Origin of the sequence: Streptomyces sp. S465 (assembly GCF_026898115.1) — a bacterium.
GTDB lineage: Bacteria > Actinomycetota > Actinomycetes > Streptomycetales > Streptomycetaceae > Streptomyces > Streptomyces luomodiensis.
The window spans coordinates 6,809,755-6,822,279 of the sequence record NZ_CP114036.1 but is presented as its reverse complement, the minus strand read 5'-3'; the positions used below and the strand labels follow the sequence as shown (position 1 = coordinate 6,822,279).

The window sequence follows — 12,525 nt, the reverse complement described above, 5'->3', positions numbered from 1 at the left end:
CCGTGCGAGCCGTCATCCATGCTCATGCGGAAGGCCCCCCTTGCCTTGGATCCGTCGGATCGCCCGCCCGCGTCATGCGCGCGGCGGCCACCCTACCGGGGCCTTTGTCGCCGTGTTCGATTGCCGCCCCACCCGTGGTGGACAACACTGTCGGACATGGCGGGAGTCCGGGCGCAGTGGCCCGCCCTCGCCTCCCGCCCAAGGCCGGGCGGGATGGTTTCCGCGGTATCCGAAGGGGTTCTCCACAAGTGGCCGACGCCAAAGAGAAGGAAGAGCTGTACGCCCTCGACATCTCCGGTGCCGAGTGGCTCAGCGCACCTGGCAGCACCTCCGAAGACCGGGTGGAGATCGCCTATCTGCCGAACGGGGCGGTGGCCATGCGGAATTCCGCCGACCCGGAGACGGTGCTGCGCTACACGGAGGCCGAATGGCGGGCCTTTGTGCTGGGGGCGCGGGACGGCGAGTTCGATCTGCGCTAGGAGCGCGAGCGGTCCATCGGCGTGAGCGATGGGGCGGGCCCCGGCCGGGGCCCGCCCCATCCGCCCATCCGCCCATCCGTCAGCCGTCAGCCGTCGGCATTCGGCGTTCGGCGTGCGGCTCAGCTCCAGGGGCCGAAAGCCATGATGAGCTTCTCGCTGGTGCCATCGGTGCTGTCGGTGCCGGTGACCCGGTTCGAGGCGACGTAGAAATTGCCGTTCCGGTACTCGTGGGTGGCGGAGTAGAAACCGTTCTCCGCGTCACGGGTGGCTCGGGGCAGCCGCAGCAGGGTCTTCGGCTCACCGCCATCCGGTCCGATGCTCACGACCAGGCCGGCCGCCTCGGACGAGGGCTCCTCGTAGGCGATCAGGTTCTTACCGTCCGCACTCAGCGGAAGCAGCATCCGGCCGTCCACCTTCGCCGCCCACTTCCTCTTCCCGCTGTCCAGGTCGAAGGCGTGGATCTCGCTCATCGAGCTTCCATCGCTCTCCTGGGTCATCTCGGTGGGCAGGTAGAAGGTGTCGGCGGAGGCGGCGACCCCCTGACAGCCCGCCACATTGGTGCCGAAGAGGTCCGCTTCGCACAGCGGCTGATAGGACTGCTTGCCCAGGGCCAGGGCCGACCGCTCCTTGCCACTGTCCGAGATGGCCAGGATGCCGCCGGACGTACGGTTCTCGTCGCTGAGGGCGATCACGACGGGGCTGGTGGAGAAGATCTTGTCGACCTTGTAGCCCTTACGGACGACGTAGGTCCATTTGATCGCGCCGCTCGACGTCACCCGTTGCAGCTTGGCCGGGCCATTGCTACAGGAGTAGGTGCGCAGCAGCGCCTTCCCTCCCGCGTAGCCATCGACGGAGCAGCTCGGGCTCGGCTTCTCGACGGCGACCTCCTTACCGTCGCCGACTTTGATGACGGCCGACCCGCCCATCCAGGACATGCCGACGAGATCGCCGCTCTGTGCCATGCCCATACTGCTGTAACCGCCGCCGTAGGAGTCCGCCTCCGGAGCGTCGTGGTCCCAGAGCTTGGTCCCCTTGTCCAGGTCGATCAGGGCCAGTCGGCTACAGGAGTCCTTGCCATGGCCTTCGTAGGCAATCACGACCTTGCCCGCGGTCGTGGAGTTGGGCGCCGCGCAGACGGCCTTGGGCAGGGAGAGCGTCCACTTCCTCGTGCCGTCGTCCTTGTACGCGACGATCTTGTCCTCGACCGCCTTGACCACATAGCCCTTCATCACCCAGAAGCCGGGCACGTCGACGCTCCGCCTGGACAGCTCGGGCGCGGGTGTCTGGTAGAGGACCTTCGCCTCGCCGGGCCGGCGCACATCGTTGGGGTCGCTCTCAGGTCCTCCCGGCTCACGTCCGCCGGCGCTGCCGCCGCTTCCGGTCGGCCCGGAGGTCGGGTCCTGCCGCTTCTGACCGGCTGGCGTAGTCGTCGAGGCGGCGGTGGGCTTCTTGCCGTCGTCACCGCCGCTCACGGCCGCGTAGACCCCGCCGGCTGCCGCCAGCAGCACCGCCGCCGCTACCGCGATGACGACGGCCTTGCGCTTCCTGCCCCCGCCGCCTCCGCCCTGGGGCGGCACGCCCTCGGGTGGGACGCCCTGGGACGGAAAGGTGCCGTACCCCGGCCCTGCCGGCCCTGAGGCGTACGGGTTCTGCCCGTACGGATTCTGTGCGTACGGGTTGGCGGGTGCGGTCGGGGGAGGGGCGGGCACACCGGGCGCCGCGGACGGGCCTGCCGGCAGCGCGCCGGTGTCCCATATCTGCGGCGGGACATGCCCGTTCGGGGGGACCGCCGGAGGTACGGAGGGCGGGGCAGGCGGCACCGGCGGAACGGGCGGGGCCGGACGTCGCGCCGGCGCGCCGAAGCCGTCCGCGGCAGGCTCACCGCCCTGACCGGGTTCCTGGGGCGCGCCGAAACCGCCGGAGGGTGGCTGGTCGGGGGGCTGGGGTGGCTGAGACATCAGCACTTACCTCTTCGGCGAGTCCGTTGGAAGACCCCGCTGGGCGAAGACCTTCCGGGAGCAGGAAATCTTTGTATCACCGGACGCTCCGTCCCCGGCCCCCGGATCCGTGGCCGCACGACGCAGGGACCCACCCGGGAACCCACCTTGGCGCGTGACGATTTCCTGTTCATGCTCACGACACGCCGAGGCGGCACCGCATGGTGACAGCACGTGTCGGTAGGCTCACCGAGTTCGGGGGATCGCGTCGCCGGAGTATCGAGCGACGCCTTGGAAAATCTCGCTCCCAGCACGGGAGACCGCAGAAGGGGGACTGACCGCCCGGTGAGCCAGATTGTCGTCAAGCGTCCGCCCCGGGCGCTGCCGCCGACCGTGCCCACGGACGAAGTCGAACTGAGCGCGCCCCCCGAGCTGCCGCGCGACGAACGGCAAAGTCTGCTGACCCAGTTGGTGCCCCTGCTCGGCATGGGCGGGTCGATGGTCTACTTCTTCAACTCGGGCGCGGGTCCGTTCATGCGCGTCATGGGCTGGATGATGCTGGCCTCGGCCCTCGCGACCGTCGTCGCCCAGATCGTGCGTTTCCGGCGCGGCACGGAGGGCCGGGCGGCGGGCCTGCGCCGCGACTACCTGAAGTACCTCGCGCAGATGCGCAGCGGTGTCCACCGTACGGCCCGCGCGCAGCTCGAGGTGCTGCACTATCTGCATCCCGCGCCCGACCAGCTCTGGGCGGTGGCCGCCGAGGGCAGCCGGGTGTGGGAACGCCGGGTCGGCGACGAGGACTTCGGCCAGGTCCGCATCGGTGTCGGGCCCCAGCAGCTGTCGACGCCTCTGGTGGCCCCCACCACGGCGTTGATCGAGGAGCTGGAGCCGCTGACGGCGGGTGCGATGCAGAGGTTCCTGATGCTGCACGGCGCGGTGGACGGGCTGCCGGTCGCGGTGTCGTTGCGCCGCTTCTACCACTTCACGGTGTCCGGCGACCCGGCCACGGCCCAGGGCACGGCACGCGCGCTGGTGTGCCAGCTGGTCACCCTCCACTCGCCGGAGGACCTGGCCGTCGCGGTCCTGGCGGACGGCCGGGAGGCGGTCGAGCGCTGGGAATGGACGAAGTGGCTGCCGCACTCCCAAGTCCCCGGAACGCTGGACGGGGCGGGCACCCGGCGGCTGTTCTGCCGGGACGCGGGCGAGCTGGAGGAGTTGTTGGCGGTGAACGGCGCCGTCAGGGCGGGCGGAACGGACGGGCCGGGCGGCTTCGGCGGTCCGGGCGGCTTCGGCGGTCCGGGCGGCTTCGGCGGTCCGGGCGGCTTCGGCGGTCCGGGCGGCTTGGGTGGCCCCGGCGGCTCGGACGGCTTGGGGAGTCCCGGCCGCTCGCTCGCCGAGCGCCCCCGGTTCGACCCCGACGGGCCGCCGGTCCTGGACGCCCCCCACCTTCTCGTCGTGCTGGACGGCGGCACCGTCCCGCCGGACTCCCTGCTGGCCGGCGCGGACGGCATCCAGGGCGTCACGGTCGCCGAGGTGGTGCCGGGCGAACTGGACGAGCTGCGCGGCAGCCTGTCGATCGACGTACGCCCCGGAAGGCTGTTCCTGGAGTCCGCCGCCGGACTGGTCTACGAGGGCGAGCCGGACGTGCTCTCCGTGGCGGCGGCCGAGGCCCTGGCCCGCCAGCTCGCGCCACTGCGCGTCGGCGCCGGGGACAACGACGAGCCGCTCCTGGCCGAGCTGGACTTCACCGATCTGCTGGACCTCGGCGACGCGGCCTCCGTGGACGTGGCCCGTACCTGGCGGCCCCGCATGGTGAGCGAGCGGTTACGCGTCCCCATCGGCGTCGGCGAAGACGGCGAACCGGTGATGCTCGACCTGAAGGAGGCGGCACAGGGCGGGATGGGCCCGCACGGTCTGTGCGTGGGTGCGACCGGGTCGGGAAAGTCCGAGCTGCTGCGCACGCTGGTCCTGGCCCTCGCCGTCACCCACTCCTCCGCGCAGCTCAACTTCGTCCTCGCGGACTTCAAGGGCGGTGCCACCTTCACTGGCATGGCCGGCCTGCCCCATGTCTCGGCGGTCATCACCAACCTCGCGGACGACCTCACGCTCGTGGACCGCATGGAGGACTCGATCCGGGGCGAGCTGCAACGCCGCCAGGAGCTGCTGCGCGCGGCGGGCAACTACGCCAACGTCCACGACTACGAACGGGCGCGGACCGCGGGTGCGCCGCTGGAGCCGCTCCCCTCCCTCGTCCTGATCATCGATGAGTTCAGCGAACTGCTGAGCGCCAAACCCGACTTCATCGAGATGTTCCTCCAGATCGGCCGCATCGGCCGGTCGCTCGGCGTCCATCTGCTGCTGGCCACCCAGCGGCTGGAGGAGGGGCGGCTCCGCGGTCTGGACACCTATCTGTCGTACCGACTCGGTCTGCGCACCTTCTCCGCCACGGAGTCGCGCGCCGTGCTGGGCGTGCCGGACGCCCACCATTTGCCGTCGCTGCCCGGCTCCGGCTATCTGAAATTCGGTACGGACGAGATGGTGCGCTTCAAGGCGGCATACGTCTCGGGTCCGTACCGCACCGCCGAGCCGCTGACGGACGACGGATCGGGCGGCTCACTGCGGCTGGACCGCCGACCGGCACTGTTCACGGCCGCTCCGGTGCCCCTGTCCTACTCCGCGCCCGCCCCCTCCGCCGCTCCGGGTCTCACGGACGACGCGCGGTCGGACACCGTGCTGGACGTCATCGTCCGGCGGCTGGAGGATCAGGGTCCGGCCGCGCACGAGGTGTGGCCCCCGCCCTTGGACACCTCCCCCGCCCTCGACGAACTGCTGCCCCCGCTGGCCGTCTCGCCGGCGCGTGGTCTGCATCCGCCGGACTACGCCGGTTCGGGCGGGCTGGTGGTCCCGGTCGGGCTGGTCGACAAGCCCTTCGAGCAGCGCCGCGAGATCCTCTACCGCGACTTCTCGGACGCCGCGGGCCATCTGCTGGTGGTGGGCGGCCCACAGTCCGGTAAATCCAGCCTGCTGCGCACGCTCATCGCATCCTTCGCCCTGACCCACACCCCGCACGAGGTGCAGTTCTACTGCCTGGACTTCGGCGGCGGGGGCCTGAGCGCGATCGCGGACCTGCCCCATGTCGGCGGAGTGGCCACACGTCTCGACCCGGACCGGGTGCGCCGTACGATCGCCGAGGTCACCGGCGTGCTGACCCATCGCGAAGAGCTCTTCCGCACGTACGGCATCGACTCCATCGCCACCTACCGCAAGCGGCGGGCGGCGGGCGAACTCCCCGACGAGGTCCGGGGAGATGTCTTCTTGGTCATCGACGGCTGGGGCACCTTCAAGCAGGAGTACGAGCTGTTCGAGGGCATCGTCATGGACCTCGCGACGCGGGGGCTGGGCCATGGCGTCCACCTGGTGCTGTCGGCCACCCGGTACATGGAGGTACGGGCGGCGCTGAAAGACCAGTTCATGAACCGTCTGGAACTCCGTCTCGGCGACCCCCTGGACTCCGACTTCGACCGTAAGGTCGCAGCCAACGTCCCCGTCGGCGTACCGGGCCGCGGCCAGATCCCCGAACGGCTCCACTTCCTGGCCGCGCAGCCGCGGGCCGACGGCGCCCTACGGGCGGAGGCGGACGGACCAACGACCGACGCGCATCCGTCGACAGAGCCGGCCACGGCCGCCCCGGCCGCCTCCCCCACGCCGGTACCGATGCCGACCGGACCGGGATCAACCGGACCGGGATCAACCGGACCGGAGCCGACCTGGCCGGCACCGACCGGCTCCGCCCGCGCGACAGCCGCCCTGGTCCGCGCCGTGAACACCCACTGGACCGGCCCGCGCGCCCCCGAGGTCCGCGTGCTCCCGCGCGAACTCCCCGCCGATCAGCTCCCCAAGAGCTTCGAACACCCGCACCTCGGCCTGCCGATCGGCATCGACGAAGACCGCATGGAGCCGGTATTCATCAACTTCGACACCGACCCCTTCTTCGTGGTCTTCGGCGAAAGCGAATCCGGCAAGACCTCCCTGCTGCGCCTGCTGGCCCGGCAGATCGCCGAGCGCTACACCCCCGACGAGGCGCGCATCATCGTCGGCGACTACCGCCGCACCCTCCTGGAGGCCGTACCGGAGTCCCACCTCCTGGAATACGCTCCAGCCGCCCCGGCACTGGACATGCACATGGACGCCCTGAGCGCCCTGATGGAACACCGAGCCCCCGGCCCGGACGTCACCCCCCAGCAACTCCGCACCCGCAGCTGGTGGAGCGGCCCTCTGTTCTTCATCCTCATCGACGACTACGAACTGGTCGCGACGAGCGGCGGCAACCCCCTGGACTTCCTGACGAACGCCCTGCCCTACGCCCGCGACGTAGGCGTCCGCCTCATCATCGCCCGCAACACGGCCGGCGCCTCCCGCTCCTCGTACGAGCCCTTCATGCAACGCATCAAGGAACTCGGCGCCCAGGGCATCATCCTTTCGGGCGACCCCGCCGAAGGCGACCTCCTCGGCACCACCCGCCCCCGCCGCCTCCCCCCGGGCCGCGGCACCCTGATCACCCGCAGGGGCGGCCCCTCACTGATCCAACTGGGCTGGCTGCCCGAAAAGTTCGAAAGCGAGTAGGCGTGTCTCGACGTGCGTCACGATATGTGGGTGCGCCAGCCTGAACCAGCTGACGGGAGCGCCACAGACCATCAGGTTGGAAACGTCAAGCGAAACTTGGGGGGCCTAGCGGATCCTCACGCTAACTGAGTAGGAGTACTTATACCCAACGGAATGTCACCACCCTATGCTTGACGACTGATCTGACACTGTGCACGTAGACCGGAATAGGGGGTAGTCGACCGATGGTCGCTTTCGAAGAAGAGTGGGCACACTTCAAGCGCCAGGCATCGGCCAATGCCGGTATGAATTTGGCAAGCGCTGACGGTCCTGCAGGATGGGAGACCAAGGGACAAGGCCGCCTCAAGTCCAAGAAAACTGCTTGGCAAACGGCCGCGAACTCTGTCGGCTCACTTAAAAGTGACATCAAGAAAGCGCTGACCCGGCTGGAACATGAGCAAAAAGGATTGGAGGCAGGTACTGATACCGGTGACGGAGTACACAGTGCGGCAGCTGAGCGGGAATTGTACCACTCTTGGAAGCGCTACCTGGACGACGTGAGCGGGCGATGCACCGCACTCCAGGACCTACTTGAGAAGGCGGGTGACTCTTTCTACAAAAACGACGAAGCCACCCGAGACGCCTTCAGCGGATTGACTGGACACTATAAGGATACGGGCCCTGTCGGCGGCGAGAACCAACGAAGGTGATGTGAGCGCCAATTATGCAACCCTCGGATGCCCGGCGCGAGGGTATAGCCTCGTTGCGCCAGCCCGGAACGGCAGGCGTGCTCGCCGATGTTGAGCTGAGCGACTTCGGCGATGAGCCGTGTCGGCCGGCCGTTTGATACCTGGCGCCTAAGCGAAGAACGCCAGGCATGGTCGCGGGATGCGCGCTCTAACGGGTCAGGGCCGACGCACAGGTCGGCCAGTGTCCCGCCTGCCAGCCCGAAGACGCACCCTCAGCCGGGCTCCCCAGTCTCGTTCGACTTACTGCGGAAGCAGTCGGAGACGACCGTCACCTCAATCAATGACGTTGCGTCAGGGTGCTTGCGCTGGTCGAGGAGTCGGATATCTGCAGAGAAGTGATCCCTGGTGAAATTAGCGACGATCTGCGGTGTTTTCGCTGGACTTCCATCAGGCCCGTCCTTGACGATCTCCCAGTCATGCTTGGGAAGCTCTGCGCGGAGCCGATCAAAACCATGGGACAAATCATCGAAAGGTACGTCGTAGACACTCCAGGGATGATGCATTCGCTGCACTCCTGCACCTTCGGGGTATCCCGAGCACGGCAATGTCCCCGGACCTGGCTCGGTGACCTTCGCCTTCTTCAGGTCAATGATGTCCAGAATCCTGCTGGACATTTCCTCCGTTTTCCTTTCCATGCTACTGACATCGCGGACATCTACCTTATCTGCAGTCTTCTTGTCGCCCACCTGAGAACACCCCACAATAAACGCGAGAACCGGAATCATGAAAAGGGTCGCATAAACTTTCCTGGAAGTAAATTCACTCATAAACAACCCTGTCATAGAGTCCGGTGATCACGGCGGCCTGATTCCGCAGCGCAACGGTTTTGTCGTCCCAATAGTCACCATGGCTCTCGACGCCTGACTTCAGGACATGGGCGCCGAACTCGGGGTCGGTGGGGATGTTCCCGTCATCACCGAGCCCAACGCTCCGCCCTCCTTCCCGGACCCACCAGTCGTCTCCCAATACACCGCCGGCCTTCATAGCCCAGACATGTTCGCTCCCGACACCGAGGTCGGACGCGTGCCCCACCTGCATGCCGGGGCTGCCCGCCGCGACGATGTCGTCAACGGGCAAGGTACCGCCATGAGGGGCATAGGAAGTGTGTGACTTGGTAGCGTCGCCAATGACCGTGCTGCCGTAACTGTGACCAATGAGAGTCGTATGGCCATGGTTGCCGGTTGCCGCTTCATGGGCCGCCCGGTTGCCATCGAGGAACTCACGGAGGTGGGGCGCCGCAGCGGCCGCATATTTGTCATGCCGTGCGTCCGGAATAGCGTCCGGGGCGTCATACCCCAGCCAGGTGATCGTGGATACCTTAGAGTGCGGTTCCAGTTTATTGCTTTGCATCCAGAGATATTCCCCGCGGTCCAGGTCACCGCCGATGCTGCCGATATGCGTCGTGGTGCCTGGCACGTACACCGCCGTGTGATCGGCGGTGTCCGGGTTCCCGGTGGCCAAGATGACGCGGCCGTCGTTCTTCTCTGGATCGAAGCCGAGTAGATACGCCTCGGGTATGTGCTCCTTGCCGCCGGTCTCGTCGAAACGCTTCTGAATCGCTTTCATGCCGTCGAGAGCAGCGTTCAGGTGATCCCTGCGATCCTTGTACTTATAATACCAATTCGCGTATTCGTCGGTAGGAACCTGCGCCGGGTAACCGCCACTGCCGGTAATCGTCTTGTATTTGGCCACAGGTTCCTTGGGGATGGCATTCAGTTCCTCCTGGTACTTGGCATGCATCACGTCCAGGTGCGTGCGGTTGGCCTCGTCCCGCACGATTGCGGGCAACCCGTTCATGCCGCCCACGGTCTTCGGGTGGAGGGCGATGTAGGCGTCCTTCTCGTCCTGGGACAGACCCTTCCACCATTCGGCGTTCTCCTTGGGACTGCCCTCCTTCGGCGGGTGCTTGATGTGCTGCAGGTACTCCTTGGCGCCCGACCTGACCCCGGCGGTATCCTTGTCGACATCAATCCAGTCCTTGTCAGAGACGTTCAGATCGTCATCGGCCTTCAACTTCCGCAGCTTCGGAGCCCACCGCTCGTCTGCCTCGGTCGCCTCCTGGACAGCCTGGGCGATCCGGTCGGCGTATTCGATCGCCCGCCCGAAGTACGGGTTCGGGTGCTGGTTCGCAGCCTGCCGGTCCAGGGCATCGGCGATGTCATTGGCGTCTTTGCCCGGATCGATGGGGGCACCGGACTCGTGTGCCGCGCCGCTGCCGGTGACCTTGCCGCCCTTCGGGGTCTTGCCATCGACCTTGTCACCACCGGGCGGATAACTCACAGAGCCGTCCGGGTTCACCGTTAGTTTCTCGGTCTCAGCATCCTCGATTGCCGCGTCCAGCTTCTTCTTCGCCGCTCGCAGATCGAAAGCCAGAGCGTTCAGGGCGGTGCTGACCAGGCCGCACTCGACCTCCACGTAGTGGAAGTTCTCCGAGAGGTTCCGTAACTGGTCGTACGCTGCCGTGGCGGCCTCACCGTCCAGAGCCTCTCGCATTCGGGCGGTGATCCGGCTCTCCAGATCCTGCCTGGCCCGGCCAGCCATGTCGCTGATCGTCTGGTAGCCGTCGGCCGCGCCCTCGAACTCGCTGGGCTTGAGGCCCTTCAAAGTCGCGTAATCCACCGTTCAGGTCACCGACCCTTGTCCTCGCCGATGGCCTCGGTGGTTATTACATACCCCCCGTTACTCAGCAAGACGGCCATTCCGATCCGGGTATTCCACGTCCTGTGATCCGACTTCGCCCGCCGGGTTCGCCCCCGCAACGGCTTCCCGCTCGCACCGTCGAGTTGGGTACTTGTAAGACCAACCATGCATCCTCCCATGCATATTCGTGTCTCGTACTGCCTGACGCCACAGCACCCGTCTCCTGCTCTGTGCTGGACGCCGCGCCCGGAGGGGCAGGTAGTCAGCTCGCGCCTCGCGCGTGGGCTCGCTAGATCAAGTGCTTCGCGTCATACGCCCTATGCCCGCCTCCGCTGGCGCGCCAAGGCGAACGTCCCGCCTCCTACGGCCAGAACTACGGCGACACCAACTCCTACGTAGATCAGGGTGTTGCCATCGCCGTCATCGTCGCCTGATGCAGAGGGGGCGGAGTCCTTGTTTTGCGTGTCCGATGCTTCCGACGGGGCATCGGTCTGCGAAGGGGAGGACGGCGTTGCGGAGGAGTCCTGCCCTGGGTGGTAGTCCGGGAACAGCGGATTGACGTCCGCCGGCCCCGGGTCGCCCTTACCGTCGAGCAGGACTTGGCCGGGGCGGATGATGCCGTAGCCGATGTACTCGCTGGGAACCTTGCCCTTGGGCTTGCTCGCCGTTTGCATCATGACGCGCAGGACCTGGTTAGCCGTCCATTTGGGGTGCGCGGACCAGATAAGGGCGGCCGATGCCGAGGTTATGGCGGTAGCGGAACTGGTACCTGATTCCGTGCACGAATCTGTCTGGCTCGCACAATGCCCAGGAATACCTTCACCAGGAGCAGCGAGAGCCACCTGTGGGCCATGGGTCGAAAATTTGGAGACGGTGCCACTCTGATTGACGGATCCCACCCCGATAGCCCCCTCAAGCCTCGATGGATAGCCCGCAAAGTTATCGGACTCACCATCATTTCCTGATGCGGCAAATACGAGCGCGCCGTTTGTGTTTACTTCGTCCAGGCCGTCTTGAAGTCGCTTTTGGGCATCCTCATCCAATGGGCTGACGATACTCTGTGAAAGATTGATGATGCGCGCCCCACGCTTGATGGCATAACGTATTGCTTTAAGGTAAGCGGGAGTTGAATCGCCGATTCCAGGTTTCCCTGAGCCAACCTTGACGGGAAGCACCTTCACACCAGGCGCCAACCCCTGGACACCGCCAGAACGTCCCGTCCCAGCAATCAGGGCGGCCATATCCGTGCCATGACCATCCGTGTCGACATCTGCTCCCTTCGGCTTGTAGGAAAAGTCCTCCCCTTCCAGGACTTGACCACGCAGTTCAGGGATCGAGTCGTCTACCCCCGTGTCCAGTACCGCAACCGTGACACCCTTGCCTGTGCTGGTCTCCCAGATCTGGTCAGCCTTCATTGCGTCGAGGTACCACTGCCGTGCACGTATATCCTGGGCAGTCGCTGGGGAAACAAAACTTCCCATGCACGCAGCAAAGGCAGCGAGCAGCGTCAAGCCACGCACCGGCCGCCTCGTATTTCCACCGGACAAGACTGACATCCCTGCGAAATCTCCTGAGACTTCAAGTGCGGACTATTCAATGACGGGAGGCAGCGTATCCCGGCGCCCCAGCTCCCAGACTTCCTGATCTTCGGCCGCTTGCCCCGATCCGTTATCGGGACGACGACTGGTGTGATAGGTCCCCAGATGAGGGAGTGTTGGCTGTTCGGCCTGATCAGAACGAACGAGTCCAGTGCCCCCACGAGTGAAAGCAACTGTTCTTCTGGAAGACGAGCGAGGTTCCGCGATGGAGCCCCCTGGCTCGGTCGCGGTTCTACGTCCTCTTCCCGACTCACTCAAAGGAGTGTTTACCGTGTCTGAAACAGCCGAAGAAGCAGCACGTGGCGCGGCACCTCGTGTGGTGGCCCCGTTTTCGTCACCGATGGCCACGACGCGCTGACGTGCACCCCTGGTACCAGGATTCGGCGTGCGTGGGCTGCCGACCTGTCCTCCGGGATCTGAAGCAAATCGTCGCCCGGCCGGCATGCCTTCTGTCCTTGGCACGCCGGTTGCCCTCGCTGTAGGGTTCCCTCCCCCTCCCATGGGGCCACGGGACATCGGG

The 12,525-nt window shown here is 66.4% G+C and carries 7 protein-coding genes; 3 read left to right on the top strand and 4 right to left on the bottom strand.

Going from position 1 to position 12,525, the window contains the following annotated elements:
- Positions 1-248: 248 nt before the first annotated feature.
- Complete coding sequence (locus N6H00_RS28920; protein ID WP_268974757.1) at positions 249-479, top strand: DUF397 domain-containing protein; 231 nt, start codon at positions 249-251, stop codon at positions 477-479.
- Between the two features lie 119 nt (positions 480-598).
- Here N6H00_RS28920 and N6H00_RS28915 read toward each other — a convergent pair whose 3' ends face one another.
- The gene (locus N6H00_RS28915; RefSeq protein WP_268974756.1) at positions 599-2,188 is read right to left on the bottom strand and encodes an outer membrane protein assembly factor BamB family protein; all 1,590 of its coding nucleotides are present in this window, start codon (positions 2,186-2,188) and stop codon (positions 599-601) included.
- Between the two features lie 573 nt (positions 2,189-2,761).
- Here N6H00_RS28915 and eccCa point away from each other — a divergent pair.
- Positions 2,762-7,039, top strand: coding sequence for a type VII secretion protein EccCa (eccCa, locus tag N6H00_RS28910; RefSeq protein WP_268974755.1), 4,278 nt, complete (start codon positions 2,762-2,764; stop codon positions 7,037-7,039).
- Between the two features lie 224 nt (positions 7,040-7,263).
- Positions 7,264-7,728: a hypothetical protein gene (locus N6H00_RS28905; protein WP_268974754.1), complete on the top strand. Its 465-nt coding sequence runs from the start codon at positions 7,264-7,266 to the stop codon at positions 7,726-7,728.
- Positions 7,729-7,979: 251 nt separating this feature from the next.
- Here the strand turns inward: N6H00_RS28905 and N6H00_RS28900 are convergent, their stop codons facing one another.
- The 3 genes from N6H00_RS28900 to N6H00_RS28890 form a co-directional block, all read right to left on the bottom strand.
- Positions 7,980-8,453 carry a hypothetical protein gene (locus N6H00_RS28900; RefSeq protein WP_268974753.1) on the bottom strand — a complete coding sequence of 158 codons (474 nt, stop codon included), beginning with the start codon at positions 8,451-8,453 and terminating at the stop codon, positions 7,980-7,982.
- Positions 8,454-8,526: 73 nt separating this feature from the next.
- Entirely contained in the window at positions 8,527-10,386 is a 1,860-nt protein-coding gene (locus tag N6H00_RS28895) for an alpha/beta hydrolase (protein WP_268974752.1), read from the bottom strand.
- A 338-nt stretch (positions 10,387-10,724) separates the two neighbouring features.
- Positions 10,725-11,927, bottom strand: coding sequence for a S8 family serine peptidase (locus N6H00_RS28890; protein WP_443073064.1), 1,203 nt, complete (start codon positions 11,925-11,927; stop codon positions 10,725-10,727).
- Positions 11,928-12,525 lie beyond the last annotated feature (598 nt).